Origin of the sequence: Streptomyces sp. NPDC005181 (genome assembly GCF_040608395.1) — a bacterium.
Taxonomy (GTDB): Bacteria; Actinomycetota; Actinomycetes; order Streptomycetales; family Streptomycetaceae; genus Streptomyces.
In genome coordinates this window covers 20,308-46,749 of record NZ_JBEXID010000027.1, presented here as the reverse complement: position 1 = coordinate 46,749, position 26,442 = coordinate 20,308, and the positions used below count along the sequence as shown (strand labels likewise).

19 protein-coding genes and 5 pseudogenes are annotated in these 26,442 nt (G+C 70.2%); 8 read left to right on the top strand and 16 right to left on the bottom strand.

Translation table 11 applies throughout. From position 1 onward, the window contains the following. Window position 1 precedes the first annotated feature (1 nt). A pseudogene (locus tag ABZV38_RS19175) lies at window positions 2–728 on the bottom strand (hypothetical protein); the annotation flags it as partial. Window positions 729–1,032: 304 nt separating this feature from the next. On the opposite strand from ABZV38_RS19175, the gene ABZV38_RS19170 reads away from it, so the two are divergent. The 3 genes and pseudogenes from ABZV38_RS19170 to ABZV38_RS19160 all read left to right on the top strand — a co-directional run. Next, a complete protein-coding gene (locus ABZV38_RS19170) occupies window positions 1,033–1,716 on the top strand; it encodes a response regulator (RefSeq protein ID WP_356328431.1) in 684 nt (227 codons plus the stop codon). 16 nt (window positions 1,717–1,732) lie between these two features. Continuing rightward, complete coding sequence (locus tag ABZV38_RS19165; protein WP_356328429.1) at window positions 1,733–4,276, top strand: sensor histidine kinase KdpD; 2,544 nt, start codon at window positions 1,733–1,735, stop codon at window positions 4,274–4,276. A gap of 77 nt (window positions 4,277–4,353) precedes the next feature. After that, window positions 4,354–4,782: pseudogene (locus ABZV38_RS19160) on the top strand (M20/M25/M40 family metallo-hydrolase); the annotation flags it as partial. A gap of 91 nt (window positions 4,783–4,873) precedes the next feature. Here ABZV38_RS19160 and ABZV38_RS19155 read toward each other — a convergent pair. Further along, a complete protein-coding gene (locus ABZV38_RS19155; protein ID WP_356328427.1) occupies window positions 4,874–7,057 on the bottom strand; it encodes a discoidin domain-containing protein in 2,184 nt (727 codons plus the stop codon). 226 nt (window positions 7,058–7,283) lie between these two features. Then, the gene (locus tag ABZV38_RS19150) at window positions 7,284–8,159 is read right to left on the bottom strand and encodes a metallophosphoesterase (protein WP_356328426.1); all 876 of its coding nucleotides are present in this window, start codon (window positions 8,157–8,159) and stop codon (window positions 7,284–7,286) included. A 137-nt stretch (window positions 8,160–8,296) separates the two neighbouring features. Between ABZV38_RS19150 and ABZV38_RS19145 the strand changes: the two genes are divergently transcribed. Beyond that, window positions 8,297–9,289 carry an aldo/keto reductase gene (locus tag ABZV38_RS19145; RefSeq protein WP_356328424.1) on the top strand — a complete coding sequence of 331 codons (993 nt, stop codon included), beginning with the start codon at window positions 8,297–8,299 and terminating at the stop codon, window positions 9,287–9,289. A gap of 32 nt (window positions 9,290–9,321) precedes the next feature. Here the strand turns inward: ABZV38_RS19145 and ABZV38_RS19140 are convergent, their stop codons facing one another. Beyond that, window positions 9,322–9,717: a nitroreductase family deazaflavin-dependent oxidoreductase gene (locus ABZV38_RS19140; RefSeq protein ID WP_356328423.1), complete on the bottom strand. Its 396-nt coding sequence runs from the start codon at window positions 9,715–9,717 to the stop codon at window positions 9,322–9,324. 93 nt (window positions 9,718–9,810) lie between these two features. Further along, window positions 9,811–10,686: a UbiA family prenyltransferase gene (locus ABZV38_RS19135; protein ID WP_356328421.1), complete on the bottom strand. Its 876-nt coding sequence runs from the start codon at window positions 10,684–10,686 to the stop codon at window positions 9,811–9,813. Between the two features lie 42 nt (window positions 10,687–10,728). Here ABZV38_RS19135 and ABZV38_RS19130 point away from each other — a divergent pair, with 42 nt between their 5' ends. Genes ABZV38_RS19130 through ABZV38_RS19120 form a run of 3 tightly spaced genes read left to right on the top strand, consistent with a single transcriptional unit; the run spans window position 10,729 to window position 13,332 of the window. Continuing rightward, complete coding sequence (locus ABZV38_RS19130; protein WP_356328420.1) at window positions 10,729–11,793, top strand: 3-oxoacyl-[acyl-carrier-protein] synthase III C-terminal domain-containing protein; 1,065 nt, start codon at window positions 10,729–10,731, stop codon at window positions 11,791–11,793. A gap of 7 nt (window positions 11,794–11,800) precedes the next feature. Next, the gene (locus ABZV38_RS19125; protein WP_356328419.1) at window positions 11,801–12,322 is read left to right on the top strand and encodes an isoprenylcysteine carboxylmethyltransferase family protein; all 522 of its coding nucleotides are present in this window, start codon (window positions 11,801–11,803) and stop codon (window positions 12,320–12,322) included. Next, complete coding sequence (locus ABZV38_RS19120) at window positions 12,319–13,332, top strand: NAD(P)/FAD-dependent oxidoreductase (protein ID WP_356328499.1); 1,014 nt, start codon at window positions 12,319–12,321, stop codon at window positions 13,330–13,332. Before ABZV38_RS19125 ends, ABZV38_RS19120 begins: the two co-directional genes overlap by 4 nt. A gap of 48 nt (window positions 13,333–13,380) precedes the next feature. Here the strand turns inward: ABZV38_RS19120 and lepB are convergent, their stop codons facing one another. Together lepB and ABZV38_RS19110 are read right to left on the bottom strand one after the other, a co-directional pair. Next, a complete protein-coding gene (gene lepB / locus ABZV38_RS19115; protein WP_356328418.1) occupies window positions 13,381–14,034 on the bottom strand; it encodes a signal peptidase I in 654 nt (217 codons plus the stop codon). 121 nt (window positions 14,035–14,155) lie between these two features. Further along, window positions 14,156–14,728: a hypothetical protein gene (locus ABZV38_RS19110; protein WP_356328416.1), complete on the bottom strand. Its 573-nt coding sequence runs from the start codon at window positions 14,726–14,728 to the stop codon at window positions 14,156–14,158. 231 nt (window positions 14,729–14,959) lie between these two features. Here ABZV38_RS19110 and ABZV38_RS19105 point away from each other — a divergent pair. After that, window positions 14,960–15,508: pseudogene (locus tag ABZV38_RS19105) on the top strand (amino acid permease); the annotation flags it as partial. Between the two features lie 16 nt (window positions 15,509–15,524). Here ABZV38_RS19105 and ABZV38_RS19100 read toward each other — a convergent pair. The 9 genes and pseudogenes from ABZV38_RS19100 to ABZV38_RS19060 form a co-directional block, all read right to left on the bottom strand. Then, window positions 15,525–15,692: pseudogene (locus tag ABZV38_RS19100) on the bottom strand (response regulator); the annotation flags it as partial. Between the two features lie 111 nt (window positions 15,693–15,803). Then, window positions 15,804–18,674: an NHLP bacteriocin export ABC transporter permease/ATPase subunit gene (locus ABZV38_RS19095; RefSeq protein WP_356328413.1), complete on the bottom strand. Its 2,871-nt coding sequence runs from the start codon at window positions 18,672–18,674 to the stop codon at window positions 15,804–15,806. Between the two features lies 1 nt (window position 18,675). After that, window positions 18,676–20,955, bottom strand: coding sequence for an NHLP family bacteriocin export ABC transporter peptidase/permease/ATPase subunit (locus tag ABZV38_RS19090; protein WP_356328411.1), 2,280 nt, complete (start codon window positions 20,953–20,955; stop codon window positions 18,676–18,678). After that, window positions 20,952–21,758: an HlyD family efflux transporter periplasmic adaptor subunit gene (locus ABZV38_RS19085; RefSeq protein WP_356328409.1), complete on the bottom strand. Its 807-nt coding sequence runs from the start codon at window positions 21,756–21,758 to the stop codon at window positions 20,952–20,954. The genes ABZV38_RS19090 and ABZV38_RS19085 overlap by 4 nt, the downstream gene beginning before the upstream one ends. Before the next feature lie 73 nt (window positions 21,759–21,831). Next, window positions 21,832–22,059, bottom strand: a complete 228-nt coding sequence (locus tag ABZV38_RS19080) for a type A2 lantipeptide (protein ID WP_267006546.1) — start codon at window positions 22,057–22,059, stop codon at window positions 21,832–21,834. Between the two features lie 642 nt (window positions 22,060–22,701). Beyond that, complete coding sequence (locus ABZV38_RS19075; protein ID WP_356328497.1) at window positions 22,702–23,538, bottom strand: carboxyl transferase domain-containing protein; 837 nt, start codon at window positions 23,536–23,538, stop codon at window positions 22,702–22,704. Further along, window positions 23,495–24,172 (bottom strand): annotated as a pseudogene (locus ABZV38_RS19070) (HAD-IA family hydrolase); the annotation flags it as partial. The pseudogene ABZV38_RS19070 and the gene ABZV38_RS19075, both read right to left, overlap by 44 nt. A gap of 25 nt (window positions 24,173–24,197) precedes the next feature. Then, window positions 24,198–24,683 (bottom strand): Lrp/AsnC family transcriptional regulator, encoded by a 486-nt coding sequence (locus ABZV38_RS19065; RefSeq protein ID WP_356328407.1) that lies wholly within the window; start codon window positions 24,681–24,683, stop codon window positions 24,198–24,200. A gap of 87 nt (window positions 24,684–24,770) precedes the next feature. Then, window positions 24,771–26,204 carry an APC family permease gene (locus tag ABZV38_RS19060; protein WP_356328405.1) on the bottom strand — a complete coding sequence of 478 codons (1,434 nt, stop codon included), beginning with the start codon at window positions 26,202–26,204 and terminating at the stop codon, window positions 24,771–24,773. Window positions 26,205–26,442 lie beyond the last annotated feature (238 nt).

Below are 26,442 nucleotides of genomic sequence, written 5' to 3'. Positions count from 1 at the left end.
GTCAGCCGACGTGGATGCCGGGCCGGCGTGCCGGGTCCGGCTCCGCCCGGCGCAGCACCTCGCGGGTGACCGGCGCGACCTCGCCCTCGCCGAACACGAGGAAGCGCAGCAGATGGCTGACCGGATGGCCCTCGGTCCAGTTGAAGTAGGCGTGCGGGACCTCGCCGGTGCGGTTGCGCAGCTCCATCAGCACAGCGGCGATGGTGTTGGGCACCACCGCGCTCTCCATGCGCAGCCGGCGTACCCCGTGCTTCTCGTCTCCGTGCACGGCCACCGCGGCGGTGAAGTCCGAGGAGTCCTGGATGAAGTCCTTCAGGAAAGGACGCCGACAGCATGAGCGCGCGGCCGTTGGCCGCGCCGCCGCTCTTGAACTCGTCCTGCGGGATCAGGATCGTGGTGGCGAGGCTGGACAGCAGCAGGAAGCAACTCATGATCACGGCGGCGGTGGTGAGCAGCTTGCGGGTGCCGCGGATCCGGCCCGCGGGCTTCGCGTAGGTGTCCGTCGCGTCCCCGCGCACCTGGGGCATCACGGCGACACCGGTCTCGAATCCGGACATGCCCAGCGCGAGTTTCGGGAAGACGAGCAGCGCGACACCGATCATGGCCAGCGGTGAGGAGTGCTCGAGGGCCATGGCGTCCGTCCAGTCGCCGATCCTGACCGGGTGGGTGAGGATCTGCCAGGCGGAGGAGGCCAGGACGACGTTGAGGAACAGGTACGTCGCGACGAGCACGTACGACGAGGAGCGAGTATCCAGCACATCGTCACGCGCCTGACGGCCGGGGGCGAGCGCGACCGGCGGTTCTGAGGCCGCCGACGCGTCAGTATCCCGTCAGTGGACCCCCGATGACCGTCAGTATCGCGTCAAGGGAGGACGGATCCCCTGGTCACTGGGCATAGCGTCGCAGTCATGCCCCGGCCCGCCTCCCCGCACCAGGGCCCCATGACTCGCCCAGGCTCATCGAGGAGGAATCCATGGCAGGGCACGCAGCACGGTCTGCGTACTCATCGGCCGGTGCCGCGACCGGCCGCCGATGACACGGGTGCTGGTGGTGGAGGACGATCCCCAGCTCGTACGGGCTCTCGTGATCAACATGCAGGCGCGCGCATATGAAGTGGACACCGCGCCCGACGGGACGACCGCCCTCGGTCTCGCCGCCGAACGCCGGCCGGACGTGATCCTGCTCGACCTGGGGCTGCCCGACATGGACGGTGTCGAGGTGATCAGAGACGTACGCCGCTGGGCCCGGTTTCCGATCATTGTGCTCTCGGCCCGGCGCGGGTCCCAGGAGATGATCGTGGCGCTCGATGCCGGCGCCGACGACTACATCACCAAGCCATTCAGCATGGACGAGCTGCTGGCCCGGCTCCGGGCCGCCGTCCGCCGGACCGGATCAGCACCGCACCTGGGCGAGCGGGAGGCCGTTACGACCGCCGACTTCACCGTCGACCTGGTTGCCAGGAAAGCCGTCCGCGGCGACCGCGACGTGCGGCTGACCCCGACCGAATGGCATCTGCTGGAGTTCCTGATCAGCAACCCGGGGCGGCTCATCACCCAGCGGCAGCTGCTCGAGGAGGTCTGGGGCCTGACCTACAGCAACAAGACCAACTATCTGCGGGTCTACATGGCCCAGTTGAGGCGAAAACTCGAATCGGACCCCTCCCATCCCCGGTACCTGATCACGGAGCCGGGCATGGGGTACCGCTTCGAGCCCTAGGAATCGGGCGGGACACATGGGACGCGGGAAGCTTCGGATCTACCTCGGCGCCGCTCCGGGCGTGGGCAAGACCTACGCGATGCTCTCGGAGGGCCATCGGCGGGTCGAGCGCGGTACGGACTGCGTCGTCGCGTTCGTCGAGCACCACAGCAGGCCGCGCACCGAAGTGATGCTGCACGGACTGGAGCAGATGCCGCGCAAGGAGGTGGACTACCGCGGCGCCGTCTTCACCGAGATGGACGTCGACGCCGTCCTCGCCCGTCGGCCTGCCGTGGCCCTCGTCGACGAGCTGGCCCACACCAACATCCCGGGCTCGCGCAACGCCAAGCGCTGGCAGGACATCGAGGAGCTCCTCCAGGCCGGCATCGACGTCGTCTCGAACGTCAACATCCAGCATCTGGAGTCGCTGGGCGACGTCGTCGAGTCGATAACGGGAGTGCGGCAGCGCGAGACCGTCCCCGACGAATTCGTCCGGCACGCCGACCAGATCGAGCTGGTCGACATGTCACCCCAGGCGCTGCGCCGCAGGATGGCGCACGGCAACATCTACAAGGCCGACAAGGTCGACGCGGCACTCTCCAACTACTTCCGCCCCGGGAACCTCACCGCCCTGCGTGAGCTGGCGTTGCTGTGGACCGCGGACCGGGTCGACGAATACCTCCAGGAGTACCGGTCCGAACACCGGGTCTCGAAGATCTGGGGCTCGCGCGAACGCATCGTCGTCGGCCTCACCGGCGGCCCGGAGGGCCGCACCCTGATCCGCCGCGCGGCCCGGCTGGCGGAGAAGGGCGCGGGTGGCGAACTGATGGCCGTGTACATCGCCCGCAGCGACGGCCTCACCTCAGCGTCGCCGAAGGAACTCACCGTCCAGCGCACCCTTGTCGAGGACCTGGGCGGCACCTTCCACCACGTCATAGGGGAGAAGGTCCCGTCCGCGCTGCTGGAGTTCGCGCGCGGCGTCAACGCGACCCAGGTGGTTCTCGGGGTGTCCCGCCGCAAGCCCTGGCAGTACGTGTTCGGGCCCGGCGTCAGCGGTACGGTCGCCCGGGACTCCGGCCCCGACCTCGACGTGCACCTGGTCACCCACGACGCCATGGGCAAGGGCCGCGGACTGCCCATGACCAGGAGCAGCCGGCTCGGCCGCTCCCGGATCATCTGGGGCTGGCTGACCGGGGTGGCCGGACCGGCCCTGCTCACCGTTCTCCTCAACAGCCTCGCTCCCGAGGTGGGCCTGGCCAACGACATGCTGCTGTATCTGTCGCTGACAGTCAGCGCCGCACTGCTCGGCGGACTCCGGCCCGCGCTCGCCTCCGCGGTCTTCGGCTCCCTCCTGCTCAACTGGTACTTCACCCCGCCCGTCCACACCCTGACCGTCGCCGATCCGCAGAACATCGTGGCCATCGCGATCTTTGTCGGCGTGGCCGTCTCCGTCGCCTCCGTCGTGGACCTCGCGGCCCGCCGTACCCATCAGGCGGCCCGGTTGCGCGCCGAGTCCGAGATCCTCTCCTTCCTGGCGGGCAGCATCCTGCGGGGCGAAACGACGCTGGACGCCCTGCTGGAACGGGTCAGGGAGACGTTCTCGATGGAGTCCGTGGCGCTGCTGGAGCGGGAGAACGAGGTCGCCCCATGGACCTGTGCGGGCAGCGTCGGCCCGAGGCCGGTCGGTCGTCCCGAACAGGCCCATGTGGACATGCCCGTGGGCGACGACATGGCGCTCGCGCTCTCCGGCCGGGTGCTGCCCGCCGAGGACCGGAGGGTGCTGGCGGCGTTCGCCGCGCAGGCAGCTGTTGTCCTCGACCGCCAACGCCTCCAGGACGAAGCCCAGCGGGCCCGCGGACTGGCCGAGGGCAACCGCATCCGTACCGCCCTGCTCGCCGCCGTCAGCCACGACCTGCGGACCCCCCTCGCGGGCATCAAGGCATCCGTCACCTCGCTGCGCTCCGACGACGTCGAATGGTCGGAGCAGGACCGGGCCGAACTCCTCGAAGGCATCGAAGCGGGTGCCGACCGCCTGGATCACCTCGTCGGCAACCTCCTCGACATGTCGCGGCTGCAGACCGGCACCGTCACCCCGCTGATCCGCGAGATCGACCTCGACGAAGTGGTGCCGATGGCCCTGGTCGGAGTAGCCGAGGGCAGCGCGGCGCTCGACATCCCGGAGGATCTGCCGATGGTCGCCGTCGACAAGGGGCTCCTGGAACGGGCGGTCGCCAACGTCGTGGAGAACGCCGTCAAGTACAGCCCCGCGGGCAGACCGGTGCTGGTGTCGGCCAGCGCCATGGCCGACCGGGTGGAACTGCGGGTCGTGGACCTCGGCCCCGGGATACCGGACGAGGCCAAGGGCCGAGTCTTCGAGCCGTTCCAGCGCTACGGTGACGCCCCGCGCGGCGCGGGGGTGGGCCTCGGCCTCGCGGTGGCCCGGGGCTTCACCGAGGCGATGGGCGGCACGCTGACCGCCGAGGACACGCCCGGGGGCGGGCTCACCATGGTGCTGACGCTGCGAACGGCGTCGGAGCGGGTGGGAGAACGGCCGGACCTTCCGGCCACCTCGACCTCGTAGCCGCGGTGTTCCCCCGCCGTCCCGCCGGGAGCTGGTCGAGCGGGCCCACGGCACCACGAAGCTGTGGGTGAGCCTGTACCCCGACCGTCGCGTCGGCAGGCACCCTGGACAACGTCGTGCCCGCCGAGGCGACCGTTGTCGTCGACGTCCGTGTCGAGACAGCCGACGAGAAGGAGCGCATCGAATCCGCGTTCGCGGCTCTCGCCCCGCACCTCGACGGGGCGGAGATCTCGGTCCAGGGAGTCATCGGCCGGCCCCCGATGCCGGAGTCGGCCTCGGCCGAGCTCTTCGCGGTGGCGAAGCTGCTGCTTCCCGACCTCGAAGGCAAGGCGGTCGGCGGCGGAAGCGACGGCAACTTCACGGCCGCTCTTGGGGTGCCGACACTCGACGGCCTGGGAGCGGTCGGCGGCGGTGCGCACGCCGACCACGAATACCTGGTGATCGACGCCATGGCCGAGCGGGCGAACCTCGTCGCCGGCCTGGTGAACGCGATCCGGAGCTCGTAGGAGAGCGAGCCTTCCCGTTTGTGGGGCCCGGCAGTCACTGCCGGGCCCCACGTCATGCGTTCACCTCACCAGGTCCTGGCCGGACCGCCCCTCAGGGGAAGGACACCACCGTCGACGGAACGGTCGAGGTGCCGGACGTCGGCGAACCGGTGCTGTTGATCACGTGCTCGTACTGTCCCTGGCCGCCCAGGGACACCACCAGCAGATCGTGGAACTTCACCCCGGGCTTCACCGGGGCCTGGAAGCCGTGGTCCTGACGGATCGTCGGGTCCACATTGAAGTAGCAGTAGCTGCCCATGCCCCAGCCCTCGTGGTTGTTGACCGAGTCAGCGACCTTGTAGGCGGCGTACCCCTTGATGGTGCCGTTCTGGACGGCGGCCTGGTTCGGTACGTCATACGCCTTCTCGTTCTGGAAGAAGATCGTCCTGCCGTTTTCGCCGGTCCACTCCACGTCGTACTTGTTGAAGTGCTCGACGAAGAGGCCCGTGGCGAGGACGTCGTCACCGTTGACCCGGAGCCCGTAGTCGGCCCGGTTGGTCTCCCAGCCGACCCCGTCGCCGTGGTCCGCGCGCCAGATCCAGGTGTGGTCGACGATGGTGTCGTCATTGTTGATGACCATGCTGGTGGTGGCCTTGCCGGCGCCCGCGCCGCCGATCCGGATGAACACGTCCTGAACGGTGGTCGGATTCGCCGAGTGGTCGGCCGAGGCGCCCTCGGGGCCCACCTGGAGCAGCACCGAGGAGTTCTGCGGACCGGCGTCGATCAGGAGACCGGCGAGCTTCACACCGTCCACGTCGCCGACCTTGATCGCTGTCACGCCGTTGTCCGGGATGATCGTCGCGAGCCCCAGTCCGAGGACGACCGTGTTGGCCCGGTCGATGTTGATGGTCTGGTCCACGTGGTACACGCCGGGCGTGAACAGCAGGTGCAGGCCCTGCTGCACCGCGGCGTTGATGGTCTGAGCGGTGGCGCCGGGCTTGACGACGTAGAACTGGCTCAGCGGGATGGACTCGCCCTGCGGCGTACCGCTCCACGAGACGCCGCGTGCGTTGGTGCGCTTGGCCGGGACGAAGACCTTGTATTCGGAGCCGTCCAGGTAGAGGAACGGCTTCTCACGGGAGACCGGGGTGCTGTCGAGCGTGGTGTACGGAGGGTCGGGGAAGCTCTGCGCGGGTGCGCCCTCGACTCCGGAGAACGTCATGTTCCAGACGCCGTTGGTCCAGCCCCCGACCGAGCTGTCGCGGGTGTACCACTGCTGCTGGGAGTACGGGCCGACCTGGCCGTCGATCTCGCTGTCGGCGATGTAGCCGCCGCTGGCCCAGCCGTAGCCGTCAGGTGCCAGATTGAGCCCGCCCTTGACGTGCATCCGCCGGAACGGCGCGGCCTGAGACACGGCCCAACGGTCCGTACCGTTCACCGGGTTGAGTGCCAGATTCTCCGCCGAACGCCAGAAGTTCTGCGTGGCGTTCCCGTTGAACCAGCCGGCGTCGACAGTTACGTCACCGTTGAAGGTCGTGTCGTCCGGCTTGAGGCCGAGCCCAGCGATGGAGGTGTAGAAGCCGAGCTGCGCGTTGATGTTGTTGTACGTGCCCGGCTTGAACAGCAGCGCATAGCGGCCGCTGCCGAACTGCGCGGACTCCTGCTGCTTGAAGATCTCGTCGACCTTGGCCTGGATGCCGGGCGTCGACGGGTCGAAGACCAGTACATGGGGTCCGAGGTCGCCGCCGCCGGGAATCTGCGGGCCGCCCTGGTCGCCGGTGGTGCCGAACACCTGGAACTCCCAGAGCGAGTAGCCGTACGGGGTGGCCCGGGCGGTGCCGGTCAGCCGGACGTAGCGAGCGGTGCCGGAAACGTTCAGGGTCTCTGTGCCGCCGGGGCCGGTGGTGGTGGAGTAGGCGGTGGTCCACGTGTTGTTGTCCGTGGAGAACTCGATCCGGTAGCCGTTGGCGTAGGCCGCCTCCCACTTCAGCACGATCTGGGAGACCGAGGCGGAGGCGCCCAGATCGACCTTGATCCACTGCGGGTCGGAGAAGGCGCTGGACCATCGGGTGCCGTCGTTGCCGTCCACGGCGGAGGTGGCGGGGGTGCCGGCGTTCTCCTCGCTGGAGGACGTCACGGTTCTGCCCTGGGAGAGCAGCGACGGCGCCGCGCTCGCGGTGGCCGCGGGGACGAACGTCAACAGCGAGATGACGAGACCGGCGACGACGGCGAGCACACCGGTACGTCGTCTGTCCGATGAAAGGGCAGGCCTGCGGAGTACGGGGGGTGCGTCCATGGGGGTTTGTCTCCTGAGTCGTGGTGCGGGTGCACGACGCGCAGCCTGAGAGCGCTCTCAGGCTGCGGAAGATACTTCTCTCTTGATTCGGACACGTCAATAGGTGTGCAACAGGCGCTGAGTCAGGGCCTGTTGAGAACAAAAGTTGAACGAACGGTGTGCGCCGATGGCCACGCCGATTCGCCCTTACCGGCGGCGGCGCAGGAGAGCCGACGGGGTGTCGGCTTCAGGGGGTGTTGCCGGACGGCCGTGGCGACAGCCGGACCGTCCGCAGCGGCTCGCGCGGCGGGCGGGCCCGCCACTCGCGCGGGTAGCCGATCGACACCTCCTCGAACCGCACCCCGTCGTAATGGGTCACCCGCGGGATGTGCAGATGCCCGTAGATCACGGCCGCGGCACGGAAGCGGCGGTGCCAGTCCCGGGTGAGCTCCGTCCCGCACCACTGCGCGAATTCCGGGTACCGCAGCACGTCCGTCGGTTCACGCACCAGCGGGTAGTGGTTCACCAGGACCGTGCGGTGGTCCTCGGGGATGCCGGCCAGCCGCAGCTCGGTCTCCCGTACCCGCGCCCGGCACCAGTCGTCGCGCGTCGGATACGGGTCGGGGTGGAGGAAGTGCTCGTCGGCGCAGACGATCCCGGCCCTGTGGGCGAGGGCCAGGGACTCGTCCCGGGTGGTCGCGCCGGGGGCGAGGAACGTGTAGTCGTACAGCAGGAAGAGGGGTGCGACGGTCACCGGCCCGTCCGCGTCCTGCCATACCGGATAGGGGTCCTCGGGGGTGAGGACGCCCAGGCTTCGGCAGAGGTCCACCAGGTGGAGGTAGCGCGCCTCGCCCCGCAGCCGCACGGGGTCGCTCGGGTGGGTCCACAGCTCGTGGTTACCGGGGACCCAGACCACCTTCGCGAAACGCTCGCTGAGCAGGGTCAGTGCCCGCTCGATATCGGCGACCTTCTCGCCGACGTCACCTGCGACGATGAGCCAGTCGGCGTCGGTGCCGGGGCGCAGGGACGAGAGGATGTCACGGTTGTCGGCGTACGCGACGTGCAGGTCGCTGACGGCCAGCAGGTGTCCGTTCAGGGCAAGAACTCCTCGCTCCGTGGGCATCGCCCGGCACATCACTTTACCGGCATGCCGTGCGAGGCGGCCAATGGCCTTTCGGCGAACCGGTGTTCGGCCGGAGCGGGCGTTCGGGTGGGTCATGCGCTCTGCCGTCCCCGGCGGCCCATGCGTACCGGCGTAGCATGATCCCCATGCAACAGCGCACACTCGGCAGGACCGGACGGGACGTGTCCGTCGTCGGACAGGGCACCTGGCAGCTCGGCGGCGACTGGGGCGAGGTGCAGGAGGCGGACGCCTTCGGCGTCCTGGACGCGGCGGTCGAGTCGGGCGTCACCTTCTTCGACACGGCGGACGTGTACGGGGACGGCCGCAGCGAACAGCTCATCGGCCGCTATCTGAAGGGCCGCCCGGACGCCGGTGTGTTCGTCGCCACCAAGATGGGGCGGCGCGCCGACCAGATTCCCGAGAACTACGTCCTCGACAACTTCCGTGCCTGGAACGACCGCTCGCGGGCCAACCTCGGCGTCGACACGCTCGACCTCGTGCAGCTGCACTGCCCGCCCACCGTCGTCTACTCCTCGGACGAGGTCTACGACGCGCTCGACGCCCTCGTCGCCGAGCAGCGGATCGCCGCCTACGCGGTGAGCGTCGAGACGTGCGCCGAGGCGCTCACCGCCCTTGCCCGCCCCGGCGTCGCGAGCGTCCAGATCATCCTCAACCCGTTCCGTCTCAAGCCGCTCGACGAAGTGCTCCCGGCTGCCCGGGCGGCGGGTGTGGGCATCATCGCGCGGGTCCCGCTCGCCTCCGGACTGCTCTCCGGGAAGTACACCAAGGACACCGTCTTCGCCCCCGAGGACCACCGCTCGTACAACCGCCACGGCGAGGCCTTCGACCAGGGTGAGACCTTCTCCGGCATCGAGTACGGGACCGGGGTGGCCGCGGCCGCCGAGTTCGCCGAACTCGCACCGGAAGGCGCGACACCGGCCCAGACCGCGCTGCGCTGGATCATCCAGCAGCCCGGGGTCACCAGCGTCATCCCCGGCGCACGCTCCGTGGAGCAGGCCCGTGCCAACGCGGCGGCCGCAGCGCTGCCGCCGCTGCCGCAGAGCACCCTGGACGCGGTACGGGACCTCTACGACCGCCGGATCCGCGCGGAGATCCACCACCGCTGGTAGGCCGAAGGCGTGGCTGACCGGGGCCGGCCCGGTCAGCCGGTGAGATCGACCCGTACGGTCAGCAGGTTCGTGCCGACCGCCCGGACCGCGGCGCTGTTGAGGCGCGGCAACGTCTTGAGCCGTGCCCGGGCGTCGTCCTGCGGAACCAGGTGGGCGGTCCCGGCATGCCAGCGTCCCTTGATCCGGACCCTGACCCGCGGGTCGGCCTGGATGTTGCGTACGTACTGCGACTTCTCGCCGTACTCCGAGACCAGCCAGAACTCGTTGCCGACGCGACGTCCGCCGACCGGCGTCCGGCGGGGGAGTCCGGAGGTGCGTCCCGTGGTTTCCAGAAGTGTCTGATGCGGCAGCTGCCGGACCATCGGATTGCCGATCCGCCGCTGGAACGCTGTGACGGCCCGGAACTTCATCTCGTGATACCGCGACATGCGTGACTCTCCCCGTCGGTGCCGGTGACGCTCGCCGGAGGCCAATCTAGTCGAGAAGCCGGGCGGGGCACGGGAGCCGGTGGCGCCACGGGGTCAGCCCAGAGCCGTGCCACGCGCGACCAGCAGCGCAATGTCGGCCCCGGCCAGGCCGAGCGTGGCCAGGAAGGGCAGACGGCTGTCGGGGGAGGTGCCCAGAGGGAGGCACAGGACGACGGCCAGCGTCCCGGTCACCGCGAGACCGGTCCAGCCCATGGCGTCCGGCGGTCCGGGCGGGCCGAGAACGAGGACGCCCGAGGCCGCCAGCAGCGTGAGTGCCGCGACGGTACGGGACCGGCGCCGGCCCAGACGCTGGGGCAGGCCCCGGACGCCCGCGGCCAGGTCGGCATCGATGTCCGGGAGGACGTTGGTGAAGTGCGCACCCACCCCGAGGAGGGCGCCCGCGGCCACCACCCAGACGGCGGGCCAGGGGCGTCCCGGCAGCGCGAGGGTGAGGAAAGCGGGCAGAAGTCCGAAGGCCACCGCGTAGGGCAGCCATGACCACCGCGTCCGTTTCACGCCGAGGTTGTACGACCATGCGGCGGCCACCCCGATCAGATGTGCGGCGCCCGCCGCCGCGCCGTTCGCGAGGGACAGGGGAGCGCACAGTACGAGCGCAACACACGCCGCGGCCGCCACGGTACGCACATGCACCTCGCCCGCCACGAGTGGCTTGTCACGCCGGTGCGCCGCCGTGTCCCGCGCGAGGTCGATACGGTCGTTGCTCCAGCCGACGGAGAGCTGTCCGGTGAGCACGGCCAGGGCGACCAGGCAGCTGCCGAACGCGTCGCGCCCCGCCGCGACGGCCAGGGCGGTGATCAGGGCGGTCACGGCCAGCGCGGGGGCCGGGTGGGCCGACAGGAGGAGCGCCGCGGCACCACGGCCGAGGCCGGGGGCACCCACCCGCACTGCCGACCGAAAAGTCTGATTCATGATGTTCGATCAAAACATCTCTCCCGCACCTATGGTGACGGGATGACGCGCATCATCGCGATCCATGGTGTGCTCCCGCGGCACCGTTACGAGCAGTCCGAGATCACCGACGCCTTCGCCGACATGTGCCTGCCACCGGGCGCCGACCGCGGCGTGCTGGAACGCCTGCACCGGTCCGCCACCGTACGCGGCCGCCATCTGGCTCTGCCGCTGGAGCGGTACGCCGCGCTGAGTGGCTTCGGCGAGGCCAACGACGCGTTCATCGATGTCGCCCTGGAGCTCGGGGAACAGGCCGTACGCGGCGCCCTGGACCGGTCGGGCCTGGACCCGGGCGACATCGACCTGGTCATCTCCACCTCCGTCACCGGCATCGCCGCACCCTCCCTGGAGGCGCGGCTCGCCGGACGGATCGGGTTGCGGCCCGATGTGAAACGCGTACCGATCTTCGGGCTCGGCTGCGTGGCCGGGGCCGCCGGCCTCGCCCGGCTCCATGACTACCTCGAAGGCCACCCCGGTCAGGTCGCGCTGCTGCTCTCCGTCGAACTCTGTTCGCTGACCCTGCAACGTACCGACACATCCGTGCCGAACCTGGTGGCGGGCGCACTGTTCGGTGACGGCGCGGCTGCGGTCCTCGCGGTCGGCCGGGACCACCCGCACCGTCAGGAACAGCCCGGGCCCGTGGTGGTCGCGACCCGCAGCAGCCTCTACCCCGGCACCGAGCGCACGCTGGGCTGGGACATCGGCGACCAGGGTTTCCGGATCGTCCTCGGTGCCGACCTCCCGAATCTGGTACGCGAGACCCTGGGCGACGAGGTGGAGTCCTTCCTCGCCGACCACGACCTCAAGACGCAGGACGTGACGGCCTGGGTCTGTCACCCGGGCGGCCCCCAGGTACTCGAAGCCGTACGCGAGACACTGGACCTGCCCGCCCGTGCACTGGAACTGACCTGGCGCTCGCTGGCCGAGATCGGCAATCTGTCCTCCGCCTCCGTCCTGCATGTCCTCCGGGACACCCTGGCGCTGAGCGCACCACCGCCGGGAACGCCCGGGCTCCTCCTCGCGATGGGGCCCGGCTTCTGCACCGAACTCGTCCTGCTCCGCTGGTAGCCGCCCCGTGATCCCTTACACCGTCCTCGTCCTTCTGGTTGCCGTCGAGCGCCTCGCCGAACTCGTCACCGCCCGGCGCAACGCCGCCTGGAGCCGACGCCACGGCGCAGCGGAGTACGGGCAGGGCCACTACCCCGTCATGGTCGCCCTCCACACCGGCCTGCTGGCCGGCTGCCTGGGTGAGACCTGGCTCGGGGGCCGCCCCTTCCTGCCCGCACTCGGCTGGCCGATGCTCGCTCTGGCCCTGGGCGCTCAGGGTCTGCGCTGGTGGTGCATCACCGCGCTGGGGCCGCGCTGGAACACGCGCGTCATCGTGGTGCCGGACCTGCCGCTCGTCACCGCCGGACCGTACCGATGGCTGAGCCACCCCAACTACGTCGCCGTGATCGTCGAGGGCGTCGCCCTGCCACTCGTCCACACCAACTGGCTCACCGCGACCGCCTTCACCCTGCTCAACCTGCCGCTCCTCGCGACCCGCGTACGGTGCGAGAACTCCGCCCTGGCCGGGGCCGCCCCGGCGGCGCCGTGATCGACCTGCTGGTCGTCGGCGGCGGACCCGCCGGCCTCGCCACCGCGATCCACGCCGCCGAGGCCGGTCTCGAAGCAGTGGTCGCCGAACCGCGCCCCACCCCGATCGACAAGGCCTGCGGCGAGGGGCTCATGCCGGGCGCCGTGCGCGCCCTGGCCGGACTCGGCGTCAGCGTCGCCGGTCACCCGCTGCGCGGGATCCGCTACCTCGACGACCGCCACCGGGCAGAAGCCGTCTTCGCACCCGGCCCCGGTCGCGGTGTCCGCCGCACCGAACTGCACACCGCCCTGGCCCGTCGCGCCGCGGAACTCGGCGTGCGGGTGATCCCCGTGCGGTCGGGCAGCGTCCGGCAGAACGCCGACAGCGTGTGCGCGGCGGGCGTCACCGCCCGCTACCTGGCCGCCGCCGACGGCCTGCACTCACCGATCAGACGCCAGTTCGGCCTGGACCTGCCCGACCCGCACCCCCCGAGGTTCGGGCTGCGCCGCCACTTCGCGATCGAGCCCTGGACGGACTGCGTCGAGGTGCACTGGTCACCACGGGCCGAGGCCTATGTCACGCCGCTGGGCCCACGCCTGGTCGGCGTCGCCGTTCTGACCACGGAACGCGGCCCGTTCGACGGCCACTTGGCCCGCTTTCCCCTCCTGGCCCGTCATCTGCCCGCGAGCGCCACCACTCCGGTGCGCGGAGCAGGACCGCTGCGCCAGCGGGTCGGCGCCCGTGTGGCAGGGCGGGTCCTGCTGGTGGGGGACGCCGCCGGATACATCGATGCCCTGACCGGTGAAGGAGTCTCGCTGGCCCTCGCCGGAGCAGCTCAACTGGTGCGCTGCGTCCGGGACGACCGCCCGCAGGCGTACGAACTGGCGTGGCGCAAGGTCTCCCGGCGACACCGCCTGCTCACCGAATTGCTGCTCCGGGCCCGGCAGCACCCGCGACTGGCCCGCCGCATCGTCCCGACCGCGACCCGGCTCCCCGCGGCCTTCACCAGCCTGGTCAACCAGCTGGCCTGAGCGCGGCCCGGCCGTCTCCACGCCCACCGGGCAGCCCGTCGCGACGGGTTACGCCAGGGGCTGCGCGATCAGCGCTGGTGCCACCGGCCGGCGCCGCCGCGTCAACCAGCCGACCAACGTACAGACGGCACCCGCGAGGGCAAGAAGCACACCGAGCAACACGCCCAGTCCCAGCACCGGCGCGGTGGCGTCGTCGAGCACCCGGCCCCGCACGGCCGTCACGGGTACGGTCCCGGAATCCTCGCTCGCGAAGTAGCGCGAGTCGTTGGAGTTCGCACGGTGGTCGCCGAGAAGGAACATCCGCCCGGCCGGTACCTTCACGTCGTACGGTCCGTGCCCGCCGTCGACCTCTCCGTCCTTCAGATAGGGCTCCTTGAGAGGGGCCTCGTTGACGGTCAGGCGTGTGCCGTCGAAAACCACATGGTCGCCCCCCAGACCGATGATGCGCTTCAGCACCGGCCGGCCCTCGAACCGGTCCGGAACGCCGAAGAGCACCACATCGCCCCGCCGTACCTGCGCGCCGGACGCCTTCGCGATGACAATCCGGTCGCCCGGAGCGTAGGTGGGCTCCATCGACCCGCCGGAGGGGGTGACCGTCGTGTAGTCGCTGCGGACGGTCCAGAGCGCGCCCGCTGCCAGCACCACCCCCAGGACGGCAAGAACAGCCCCCGTGAGCAACAACCCACGCCCAGCGCGCCGCATCCGCTGATCTCCCCTCATTGACCCTCGCCCCACCCTTGTGGCTGCAGCGACACCGTAGAGGGTCCCTCGCGGCGGGACGGCAGAGGGACCGGGTGGAGAGGCGGCCGGGTCGGGATCCCCGTCACTCCAAGCCGGAGACCTGGAAAACCGTTCGGGCCGTTCGCCGGTCGATACGCTCTCCGAGCTGCCGCATTGCCGTCGCCCCGCAGAGCAGCGTCCCGCGCTCCACACTGGGGCGGGCGTCCTGGTCCAGCCGGTGCCACAGTGCCGGGTTGGCGATGAACACCCGTGGGTCGACCTCGACCCGGCAGCCATCGGCGTCGCGGAGCACCAGACATTGCGAGACGCCGTCGGACCAGCGGACGGAGACCAGCCGGTCCGTACGCACCGTACGGGCGCGCAGCAGGCCTCGCGAGGAGAACCACCCGACGCCCGCGCAGACCCGTGGTGGCGCCAGGACCACGCACAGCGCCGTGGCGAGGACCGACCACAGCAGGACGCGCAGCCAGGTGAGCCGGCCGGCGGCCGCGTCGACTGCCAGCAGGAGCCCCAGGAGCGAGGCGGCGCAGCCGACCGCGAAGCGCACGTCCCCGGCCCAGTCCTCGTCGTGCGCCGTCATGCCCGGGGGAGGCAGGGCGCGGCCGCGACGGCCGGAGTGGGCGTCGGGCACTGTGCGGGTGATGCGTCGTTCCATGGCGCTGAGGCTAAGGAAGGCGAGTCGGCCGGTCGTCGTGTCTTGACGGAGTGCTGACGCCAGGGCCGCATGTCCTGACGCATGCCTGACGGGCTCCCCGGCAGCCGGCGTCAAGAGCGCGTGAAGACCCAGCCGGTCGGCGCCAAAGGCGCGCCAGGATCGAGCGCAACCGGCCAGGGGTGGGTGCAACCTGATCGGACCTGTACAGAAGGAGCCTGTTTCACGTCCGCTGTGTCGACCGAGGCCGCCCCGAGCGGTGCACGGCCCGGCGCCGAGGAACCTTCCGATAGCGGCGCGCAGCACAAACTCACCGCCGTCACCGGGCTTGCCGCGCTCTCGCTCGACGCGATGGCCTCGGTGGCGTACGGCCCCGAGGCCATCGTCCTGGTCCTCGCCGCCGCCGGGGCGCACGGGCTCGGCTTCACCCTCCCGGTCACGGTCGCGATCGCCGTACTCCTGGCGGTGCTGGTCGCCTCGTACCGTCAGGTGATCGCCGCCTTCCCGGACGGCGGTGGCAGCTATGCGGTTGCCAAGGCCCATCTGGGTGCCCGCACGAGCCTGGTCGCGGCCGCCTCCCTGGTCCTGGGCTACGTACTCAACGTCGCCGTCGCGGTGACCGCCGGGGTGGCAGCGCTCACCTCCGCCTTCCCCGAGCTGTACGGCGACCGGGTGTGGCTGTGCCTCCTCGTCCTCGTCCTTGTCACGGGGGTGAACCTGCGCGGGATCGTCGTCTCGGCGCGCGCGTTCGTCGTGCCGACCGTCGTCTTCGTCGGCTCGGTTGAAGGCGGCGCGGGAGGATGCGCTCGATCGCGGTGAGCCCGTCCATGCCCGGCATACGCAGGTCCATGAGCACGACGTCCGGCCGGCTCCGCTCGACCGCCGCTGTGCCGGCCGCGCCGTCGTGCGCCTCGCCGACGACCGGTCGCCATCTCGATGTAACGATGGATGTCCGGTGCGTACGCAGATGAGGGCGCCGGCCTCGGCCGCGCGTGACGACGGCGGCCGGGCGTGACGACGGCGGCCCCGTCCGCCGATCGCGTCCGCGCCCGACGGCCGGGATGCCTGGCGCGCCCTCTCAGCGCATCTGACGCCGGACCAGCTCGTGGAGCCGGCCGCTCGTGTCCGCGAGAAGTTCGGCGGGCGGTCCCTGTTGGACGATGCGGCCGTCCGACATGACGATCACCCGGTCGGCGTCCAGGACCGTGGAGAGCCGATGGGCGATCACGATGCGCGTGGCGTTCAGCGAGCGGGTGCTTTCGATCACGATGCGCTGGGTCTCGTTGTCGAGCGCACTGGTGGCCTCGTCGAAGAACAGGATGCGCGGACGCCGCACCAGCGCCTGAGCGATCATCAGGCGCTGGCGCTGGCCGCCGGAGACGGAGCCGCCACCGGCGATCATGGTGTGCAGGCCCATCGGCATACGCTTGATGTCCTCGGCCAGTCCTGCCATCTCGGCGGCCTCCCACGCCTCTTCCTGGGTGAAGACCTCGGCGCCGCAGATGCAGTCCAGGATCGATCCGGTGAAGGGCTGGGCGTTCTGCAGGACGACCCCGCAGCTGCGGCGCACGGCCGCCTGGTCGAGGGCGGCCAGGTCCTGGCCGTCGTAGAGCACACTGCCCGACACCGGCCTGTCGAAGCCGATGAGCAGCCTCAGCAGCGTCGACTTGCCGCAGCCGCTGGGGCCGACGATCGCCACGAACTCGCCGGGGCGCACCTGCAGGGACACGTCGTCGAGGACCAGCGGACCGTCATCGGTGTAGCGGAAGGAAAGATTCCGCGCCTCGATCTCCCCGGACAGGACGCCCGGCTGGGTGCTGGCCCCGCGCACCTCGGGGGCCTCGTCGAGCACCGGCTTGATCTGCTCGAACATGGGCAGCACGGCCGCAGCGGAGACGAACGCACCCGTGAGCTGGGTGATCGACGTCAGCAGCATGGTCACCGACGTGCTGAAGGTCAAGAACGCCCCGGCCGACATCGTCCCGCGAGCCGGACCCGCCAGCAGAACGAACATGACCAGTGAACACAGCGGCAGATACACGGCGTTGAGGACAGCCGTCAGATTCTTGATCCGTCCCGCACGTTGCTGCAGCTCGCGGCTGCGGGCGAACTCCCGGGCCCACGACGCGTACGCAAAGCTCTCCGCCGCGGCGACCCGAAGTTTGGGCAGTCCGCGCAGCGTCTGGAACGCCTGGTTGTTGAGCTTGTTGCCGAGCTCGACCAGTCGGCGCTGCCACCGCAGTTCCCACATCCCCATGGTGAGGAACACCGCGGCTATGACGATCAGCATCGCGATCGCCGTCAACGCCAGCGGGACGCTGAAACAGAACAGGAGGACGAGGTTCATCGCCCCGACCGTGCCCGCCTGCACAGCGACCGGACCGATGCCGGACAGCACCCGGCGGATGGCGCTGATGCCCATCGCCGCGCTCGCCAGCTCTCCCGTGGAACGCTCGGTGAAGAACTTGGTCGGCAGCCGCAACAGCCGGTCCCACACCGCGGGTTGGAGGGTGCTCTCGATGCGTCCCTCCATGCGCAGGATGGTGAGATTCTGCATCAGCATGAAGGCGGCCGAGACGATGCTCGTGACGATGACGGCCAGCGAGACCTGCACGATGAGGCTGTTCTCGGCGTTGGGCACGTAGACGCCGAGGACCTGTCCCGTCGCGATCGGCACCAGCGCGCCGAGGGCGACCGTCACCACTCCCGCCAGCGCCAGGTTGCGCACGTCGGCCCGGGTACCGCGCAGACTGAAGCGCAGCAGCTGCCACTTGCTCATGGGCCGCTCCGGCAGCGGACGGTAGAACATGACCGCGCGCTGTTCGAACTCCTCCGCATTGGCTGCTCCGACGCGGGTGCGCCTGCCGGTCACCGGGTTCACCGCGTCGTACCCGCCGCGGTGCCACAGCAGGGCGACCGGCGCTCCGCTCGCGACCCGGTGGCCCACCAGGGGCCCGGTGTTCTCCCGCCACCAGCGGCGGTCGAGCCGGACCGGGCGCGTACGGATCCGCGAGCCGACCGCGACACGCTCGACCGGATCGATCCGGTCGCTCACCACACCGCTCATCGACGCCTCCGAGAGCGTGATCCCGGCCGCCTCGGCCACGAGCCGGCAAGCGGCGTACGTCGCGTCGTCGCTTGCGCCGGCCGCACGCGAAGCGGCTCTCCGGGAACGCCCGATGGAGGAGAGCAGCGTCCGGTCGGCCTCGTCGCGGACGGCTTCGCCCGCCTTGATGCCGGCAGCCGTGCGGTCCTCGTGCGCGAGCTCCAGCCGTTCGATCCAGCGGTCCAGCGCGGACAGCAGGCGGTACTGCTGGTTCACCATGGCCTGCCACATTGCGCCGTCGACGAGCAGATCGCCCGCCGCCTCCGCGCTGTACGCGGCGCCGTACTGCATGCTGCCGGGGGATACGGGCAGCCACAGGATGTCGTCGTCGGCCACTGTCTCGTCGACTGTCGTCCGGCCGTCCAGCGGTGCTTCGAAGAGCACCCGCCGACTGCGCCCGACGCCGAGTGCCACGGCGTGCTCCAAGAGGCTCAGAGCCGTGTCCCCGGTGTCGTACCAACTGCGGTACTGACCGTCGTACGCCGCGGCATCCGCGTACTCCGGCCGGTACAGCTCACGCAGCGGGATGCGGCGCAGCACGCACTCCTGCAGGGGCCTGCCGATCAGCGTGTGCCGCGGTCCCCCGACGGGTCCCAGCAGCAGCGTCCCTGGTTCCAGCCGGCCGAGGAAATGCCAGTGGCCCTGTTCCGCCGCGTCGACCGCGAACAGGTCCAGGGCGCCGCCCACGACGAGCCACAGTACCTGTGGCCCCTCCAGCGAAAGCCTGCGCAGACCCTGGCAGTCGACCTGTTCGCCGAGCCCTCCCAGGGCGCCGATGACGGGGTCGTGCTCTGCGGCGGACGAGTCCGGGCCCGTGCCCGCGAGAGGGTGAACGGATGCCACCTCAGTGCTCCTTGACCAGCTCGGCGTACGGACCTCCGGCAGCGACCAGGTCCTCGTGCCGGCCCCGTTCCACTACGGAGCCGTGGTCGAGGACCACGATCTCGTCGCTGTCACGGACCGTGCTCAGCCGGTGCGCGATCACGACACAGGCGCAGCCGCGCCGCCGTAGATTGTCGATGATGATCTGCTCGGTCTCCGCGTCCAGGGCGCTGGTCACCTCGTCGAGAACGAGGATGCTCGGCCGCCGAACGAGCGCCCGGGCGATCTCCAGACGCTGCCGCTGCCCTCCGGAGAAGTTGCGGCCGTCCTGCTCCACCCGACTGTGAATTCCGCCGGGGCGCCGGGCGACGACCTCGTACAGGGCGGCGTCCTCCAGGGCGGCGACGACGGCGTCGTCCGAGACCGACGGGTCCCACAGCGCCACATTGTCCCGCACGGTGCCCTCGAAGAGGAAGATGTCCTGGTCGACGAAGGAGACCGAGGCGGCCAGCGCACTGCGGGAAATGTCCTCCAGACGTTGTCCGTCCACCCGGATCGTGCCCTCCCACGGGCTGTAGAGCCCCGAGATCAGCCGGGAGACCGTCGACTTGCCGCTGCCGGAGCCACCGACCAGCGCCACCTGCTGTCCCGGCCCCACGGACAGCGAGAAGCCGGTGAGCAGCGGTTTGTCGAGCGGGCTGTAGCCGAAGGTGATGTCTTCCAGCGTCACATGGCCCTTGAGCCTGCGCGTGCTCGCGACCGGTTCGCGGCGCGAGTACAGCGAGTCGACCGGGAAGTTCTCGACGTCCTTGAGGCGGGCCACATCGGCGGCGAAGTCCTGCACCCGGCCCGCCACCGAGTTGAGCCGCGCGACCGGAGCGGTGAACCGGGTCACCAGCGCCTGGAATGCGACGAGCAGACCGATCGAAAGGTGGCCGTCGACGGCACGCAGCCCTCCGATCCACAGAATCAGGGCGCTGTTGAGCGTCGCGAGCGCGGGGGCGACGACACCCAGCCAGGCGCTCGGCACACCGAGGCGCTGCTGCTCCTCCAGTGTGGTCGCGTGCTGCCCCACCCAGCGGCGGAAGTATCCGTTCTCGCCGCCGGTGGCCTTCATCGTCTCGATCAACTGCAGCCCGGTGTACGAGGTGTTGGTCAGCCTGGCGCTGTCGGCCCGCAACTTCTGGGCGCCGGTGGCCCGCAGACGCACGACGATGCGCATCGCCACCACGTTGAGCAGCGCGAGCCCCACGCCGATGACCGTCAACTGCGGGTCGTACGTCCACAGCAGGACTGCATAGAGCAGTACGACGACTCCGTCCACGCCGACGGCCGTGAGGTCGCGGGCCAGGGTCTCGGCGACGACGTCGTTGGACTGCAGACGCTGGACGAGATCGGCCGGGCTGCGCTGGGCGAAGAAGGTGACCGGCAGCCTGAGCAGATGTCGGAAGAAGCGGGCACTGCTGAGCGTGGAGGAGATGATGCGACCGCGCAGCAGGTTCGCCTGCTGCAGCCAGGTCAGCACGACGGTGAGCGCCACCATGGTGCCCATCGCCGCGAACAGGACACCCAGCAAAGAGGTCTGATCACCGATCAGGAACATATCGATGTACGCACGGCTCAGTGCCGGCAGCGTCGCGCCGACGGCCACGAGCAGCAGGCTGGCGAGCAGCGCGGCCAGCATCGTGCCCGAGGTGCCGCGCAGCCGCGCCGGCAGGGCGCCCATGATCCCGGGCTTCCTGCCTCCGCGGCGGAACCCGTCCCCGGGCTCGAAGACCAGGACGACGCCGGTGAAGCTGGTGTCGAAATCCTCGGCCGTCACGAAACGACGGCCCTTGTCCGGGTCGTTGATGTGCACGCCACGCCGGCCGAAGCGGCGGCCCATGCCGTCGTACACGACGTAGTGATTGAACTCCCAGAAGAGGATGGCCGGTGCCTGCACCTCCGCGAGGGCCGCAGGTTCCATCTGCATGCCCTTTGCCTGCAGTCCGTAACTGCGCGCCGCCTTCAGCACGTTGCTGGCCCGGGATCCGTCGCGCGAGACGCCGCAGGCGATGCGCAGCTCCTCCAGCGGAACATGGCGGCCGTAGTGACCCAGCACCATGGCCAGCGAGGCGGCACCGCACTCCAGTGCTTCCATCTGGAGAACGGTGGGGCTGCGTACGGTTCTGGCCTTCTTGCCCTTCGGCGCCGGTCGTGGACCCGAACGGCGCCTGCTGCCCGCTGCGTTGTCCGGGCGGTGCCGGCCGCGGCCGGGAGGCGGGAGCTGCGGTGCGGAGGCAGAGGCATGCGGTGCGGTCACGGGAGCAGCCAATCGATCGGACGCTGGTCGGCCAGGTGGATGGCGCCGGTGGCCAGGGTCATGGAGTCGATCGCGTACGGAGGACCCTGGGCCGACGACCACCGGTAGCCGGACTCCGTGGCGGACGACCGGTCGAGCCGCACCAGGACCGCCACCGGCCTGCCGTGCTGCGAGAACTGCTCGCCCAGCTGGCCGTCGCCGAGAAAGCCGCTGATCTGTCGGGGCGTCTGGGACGTCCTGCCGACTGCGGTCACATGACCGCGCAGTACGCCGTACTTCTGGGCCGGCACCGACTGGGCGGTGAGATCCACGGAGGCGCCCACCGGAATGGACGGCCCGCTGTCGCCCGGCACATAGAGCATCACCATCAGGGGATCGTCGGCGCCACGGGTCTTCTCCACACTCGCCACATCCGCACCGGTGGTGACCACCGCGCCGATCGTGGCAGTCAGAGCTGTCACCCGCCCCGCGGCGATCGTGCGGACGACCCGGTCGCCCTGCTCGGTGCGGACCTTGAGCAGCGGCGCGTCGGCGGGCAGGGTCTCGCCTTCCTCGGCGAGCACGGCGGTGACTTGGCCCGCGACCGGGCTCTGCAGGACGTAACTGCCCTGTGCGTGCGTAATGATGCCGGGCGCCCGGAGCGTGGAGGAGACGGATCCGGTCACCGCCCAGAAGCCCGCGGCGGCCATGACGAGCACAGTGATGCCGAGGGCGAGCCGGCCTTGCGGGCGCGCAAAACGTACCGGCAGGTCGAGTTCCTCCGGCGACTGCAGCTTGGAAAGGGCCTGTTGGCGGAACTGCACGGAACTCTTCCCTTGCTGTCAGGTGTGAGCAGTGAGCCCCGGAACCGTGAGGTTCCGGGGCTCACGCGCCGTCTCAGAGACCGGCGATGAGACCGGTGGCCAGGCCGCTGACGGCACCGGTGTTCACGCCGGTGGTCGAGGTGGCGAGACCGGTGACCGAGCCCACGACGCCGGAGACCGGGGCCACGGCGTCGACGGTGCCCGTGACGTTGCCGAGCAGGCCGCCGACGAGACCGCCGGACACGTTGTCGAGGTCGTTGTCGGAAATCTCGAGGGTCTCGACCTGGGGGGTGTGGTTCATGATGGTGGCTGCCTTTCAGCTTGACAATTCAGCGGTAACCCCTTGGTGTGGCTGCCGCATTGGCCAGGATCAAAGCACGTTGACGCCATGCGCAGCTAATCGAACCGGGGCTGATCAGGGGTTCTTCATGCAATGAATTAGCGCTGCGTGCAGATGTGTTCATGAGTCGACGGCGGCTTCTTCACAAGCTTCACTGTCTGAATTCCCTTTGTCTAAAAGTCCATTTACTTCAACTGGGACACTCCTGTTCAAAGCCCCCCTGCGGCTGGTCCGGACCAAGGTGTCCAGGTGTGCGGGGGTGACCGGTCTGGGCATGAGGTGTGCAGGTTTACGGAAGGTGCGCGGAGAGACGAATCAGCAGGTAGGAGCGCTGCTTCGGGTGCTTCCCGATCGATGCGGGGTGGTACGACCGCATTCGGTGTGCCCTCGGTGCCGCGTCACCCGGCGCGTCCCTGCCCCCGTACGTCGCGAGAAGTCCGGCGTCGCGCCGTATCCGACGGTCTGGCGCGGCCGGAGCACTCCGGGTCGTCCGGACGTCCCTGCCGCAACCGGGAAGGGCGACAGCCTCCTGAGCCGGCGGCGCGACCGCGCTCCTCCTCGTGGTGGCGGCCCGGACCCACCACCGCCCCACAGGGCGTTGATTCACCAGGTGTCGATGAACGGGCGGCGCTTGCCCGCGTCCCAGGCCTCCCGAGCCGACCACCCGTCCAGTGCCGAAAGGATCCAGGACCTGGACTGCGCCGGGTCGATCACCGCGTCGATCTCGAGCGCCGCCGCGGCATTGACCGCCTTGCCGTGCTCGTACAGCTCGGCGACCCGCGCCTCGAACGCCAGCTCCCGCTCCGCCGGGTCCTCGATCGCGGCCAGTTCCTTGCGATAGCCGAGCCGTACGGCACCCTCCAGGCCCATGCCGCCCAGCTCGCCGCTCGGCCACGCCACCGTGGCCAGCGGCGCGCGCGTGGAGCCGCCCATCATGGCCATCGCGCCGAGACCGTAGGCCTTGCGCAGAATCAGACAGACCAGCGGTACGCGGAGGTTCGCTCCGGTCACGAAGAGCCGGGAGAAGTGCCGGACGGTCGCGGTCCGTTCGGCAGCGGGGCCGACCATGAAACCGGGTGTGTCGCAGAGCGAGACCACGGGCAGGGCGAAGGCGTCGCACAGTTGGAGGAACCTGGCCGCCTTGTCGGCCCCCTCACGGTCGATCGCGCCGCCCAGATGCTCCGGGTTGTTGGCGATCAGACCCATCGGCCGGCCCTCGATCCGGACCAGCGCCGTGATGATGCCGGTGCCGAACCCGGACCGCAGTTCCAGCACCGAGCCGGTGTCCGCCACCCCGTCCACCGCGGCCCGCACACCGTACGCGCGCCGCCGGTTCTCCGGCACGGTGTGACGCAGGATGCGCGGGTCCGGGGCCTCCCAATCGCTCTGCGGGGACCAGCCAGTCGTACGCGGCCTGCGCCGTGAACTCGCTCGGCCCACCGCGGAAGAGCAGCTCCGCCGCCGTGAACTCCGGATCGGCGGCCGTCGACGCCACGTGGGGGACCGCGATGCAGCGCATGCCCGCCGCATGCGCCGCCGCCGCTCCCGGCGCCGCGTCCTCCAGCACCACACAGTCGCCGGGCGCGGCGCCCAGCCGTCGCGCGGCCTACAGGAAGACATCCGGCTCCGGTTTCCCGTGCGTCACCTCGTCGGCGGAGACGTACGCCGTGAGGTACGCGCCGAGTCCCGTGTCCGCGAGCACGGCCTCGATCGCTGCCCGCGACGAACTCGACGCCACGACCATGGCAATGCCCTCCTGATGCAGCCGCTCGACGAACTTCCGCATTTCGGGGAACACCTCGGTCGAGGAACGCGCCAGCTCCAGACAGACGGCGTCCTGGGCAGCCAGCAGTTCGTCGACGGACGCCTCGATCCCGTACTCGGCCCGCAGCGCCGTCAGTGTCTCGCGGGTGCTGATACCGATGAACCGGGTGTGGTGCTCCCAGGTGAAGCCCGGTGCGCCGTACCGGGCGAGGACCCGGCGCCCCGCCTCGTAATAGTTCGGCTCGCTGTCCACGAGGGTGCCGTCGAGATCGAAGACCACCGAGGGGACCGAGGTACGCCGAGTACTCATGGCACCCAGCATGGCAAGCCGGTGATCAGCCCGTCGGGCCGGCCGCGGCCCGGCCCACCGATTCGACCAGCGGCAGCAATCGGTGCGGCACCCGCTCGCGCAGGGCCACCTCGGTACGGGTCCTGACCACACCGGGCAGCTGGATCACCTGCTGGATCACATCCTCCAGGTGCCCGTTGTCACGGGCCACGACCCGTGTCAGCAGGTCCCCGCCGCCGGTGGTCGAGAAGGCCTCGACGATCTCCGGGACGGCGGCGAGGGCCTCGCCCACCTCGTCCAGATGCCCCTGGGTGACCTCCAGATGGACGAAGGCGAGGACCGGGTGGCCGAGCGCGGCGGGGGAGAGGACCGGGCCCGTACCGGTGATCACGCCGTTGCGCTCCAGCCGGTCGATACGGGCCTGGAGGGTGCCCCGGGCGAGGGAGAGGATCCGCGCGTACTCACGCACGCTGGTCCGCGGCTGCTCGATGAGCAGCCGCAGGATGCGGGTGTCCAATGCGTCCACCGCCATGGTCCGATGGCCCCTTCCCGGTCGGTCGGTACGGGCTCCGACTGTACCCATGGCACACCGTCGCACCATCCGGTCGTGCCGCCCGCCTCAGAGGAGGGTGTGCTCGGGGAGTGTGTCCTCGGGGAGGGTGACCAGCCAGCGGGTGTCCTTGCGGGGGCGGAGGTAGAAGGCCCAGTAGAGGGTGGCCGCCGCCGTGATGCCGCCGGTCCACAGCAGGTACTGGGCCTCCTGCTGGCTGAGGATGTAGACGAGTACGGCGATCAGCGCCACCGGCATCGCCGGCCAGAGCGGCATCCGCCAGGCGGGCAGGTCCTTGTGGGAGGCGCGGCGGGATGCCAGCGCGGCGACCGCGACCAGCAGGTACATGCCCGTGACGGAGACGCCGGTCACGCCGTACAGGGTGTCGAGGTTGACGAAGCACAACGCCGCGCCCGGGACCCCGACCGCCAGCGTGGCGACCCACGGCGAACCGAAGCGGCCGAGGCGGGCGAGGGCGTTGTTGACCGGCTCGGGCCACGCCTTGTCCCGCGCCGAGGCGAACAGCACCCGGGAGTTCTGGATGACCATCACGATGCCCGCGTTGATGATCGCGAGTGCGACGCACAGGCTCACGAACGTACCGACCGCCGAGTTGCTCCAGACGGTGACCATCCGGCCGATGTCGCCCGAGGTGAGCGCCGCGAGGTCGGGCGCGCCCATGGTGATCGCCACCACCGGCACGAGGATGACGGCGGTCGAGATGGCGAGGGTGGCGAGGACCGTACGGGCGACGTTGCGCCGCGGGTCCTCCAGCTCCTCGGAGAGATAGACAGCGGTGGAGAAGCCCTGGGTGATGAAGAGCGCGATGGCCAGACCCGAGACCACCAGCATCGCGGTGACCGGCCGGGACGCCCCGCCGTCGCTCGCGACCACACCGTGCACCAGGCTGCCGGCGCCGCGCTCGGTGTGGGCGAAGCCGAGCACCGCCACCACGGCCGCCGCGATCACTTCGAGCACCAGGAAGACACCGGTGATCCAGGCGTTGGCACGCAGGTCCAGCAGACCGGCGAGGGTGGCGAGCAGCATCACCCCGGCGCCGGCGGCCTCCGCCGGTACATGGACCAGCGGAGCGAGATAGTCCGCCGTACCCATGGCGATCACCGGCGGCACGATCATCACGACCAGCAGCGACAGCACGAACACCAGCCAGCCGGCGAGCCGTCCGGTCAGGGTGCTGACCATGGCGTACTCGCCGCCCGCGCTGGGGATCAGCGTGCCCAGTTCCGAATAGCAGAACGCCACGGCGATACAGAGCAGCGAGCCGATCGCGATGGTGAGAGCGGTGGCTGTCCCGAGGTCGCCGAACAGGTCGGGCACGACCACGAAGAGGGTGGAGGCGGGCGTCACGCAGGACAGGGTGAGCAGGGTTCCGCCGACGACGCCGATGGAACGCTTGAGGGTGCGCGGGCCGTCCTGGCCCCTTGGATCGGTCTCCGCGGGTGGGGTGCCGGAGGTGACGGGCTGGCTGAGCATGTCGGTCATGGAGCGGTTCCGATCGACTGGGTGTGACGGGTGACGCGGGAGCGCTATCGCCTCCGTGGCTTGCTGCGCTGTTGGTTTCGTCTGCTCCCGACGCGTTATGGAAACCTGTGGGATCCGTCACGTCAACCGTCCATTGCCTTCGGAATTCGTCGTCTTCCGATCTGTCCTTGGCGGTATTCGTAGATTGGCGCTGTGTTGATGCTGTGTTGACGACTGATGAAATCGGCGCCGCGTTCGC

Excerpts from the sequence above, each read along its gene's own strand:
- ABZV38_RS19170 (WP_356328431.1), top strand. The coding sequence starts at position 1,033 with ATGACACGGGTGCTGGTGGTGGAGGACGATCCCCAGCTCGTACGGGCT.
- ABZV38_RS19165 (WP_356328429.1), top strand. The coding sequence starts at position 1,733 with ATGGGACGCGGGAAGCTTCGGATCTACCTCGGCGCCGCTCCGGGCGTG.
- ABZV38_RS19155 (WP_356328427.1), bottom strand. The coding sequence starts at position 7,057 with ATGGACGCACCCCCCGTACTCCGCAGGCCTGCCCTTTCATCGGACAGA.
- ABZV38_RS19150 (WP_356328426.1), bottom strand. The coding sequence starts at position 8,159 with ATGCCCACGGAGCGAGGAGTTCTTGCCCTGAACGGACACCTGCTGGCC.
- ABZV38_RS19145 (WP_356328424.1), top strand. The coding sequence starts at position 8,297 with ATGATCCCCATGCAACAGCGCACACTCGGCAGGACCGGACGGGACGTG.
- ABZV38_RS19140 (WP_356328423.1), bottom strand. The coding sequence starts at position 9,717 with ATGTCGCGGTATCACGAGATGAAGTTCCGGGCCGTCACAGCGTTCCAG.
- ABZV38_RS19135 (WP_356328421.1), bottom strand. The coding sequence starts at position 10,686 with ATGAATCAGACTTTTCGGTCGGCAGTGCGGGTGGGTGCCCCCGGCCTC.
- ABZV38_RS19130 (WP_356328420.1), top strand. The coding sequence starts at position 10,729 with ATGACGCGCATCATCGCGATCCATGGTGTGCTCCCGCGGCACCGTTAC.
- lepB (WP_356328418.1), bottom strand. The coding sequence starts at position 14,034 with ATGCGGCGCGCTGGGCGTGGGTTGTTGCTCACGGGGGCTGTTCTTGCC.
- ABZV38_RS19110 (WP_356328416.1), bottom strand. The coding sequence starts at position 14,728 with ATGGAACGACGCATCACCCGCACAGTGCCCGACGCCCACTCCGGCCGT.
- ABZV38_RS19080 (WP_267006546.1), bottom strand. The coding sequence starts at position 22,059 with ATGAACCACACCCCCCAGGTCGAGACCCTCGAGATTTCCGACAACGAC.
- ABZV38_RS19065 (WP_356328407.1), bottom strand. The coding sequence starts at position 24,683 with ATGGCGGTGGACGCATTGGACACCCGCATCCTGCGGCTGCTCATCGAG.
- ABZV38_RS19060 (WP_356328405.1), bottom strand. The coding sequence starts at position 26,204 with ATGACCGACATGCTCAGCCAGCCCGTCACCTCCGGCACCCCACCCGCG.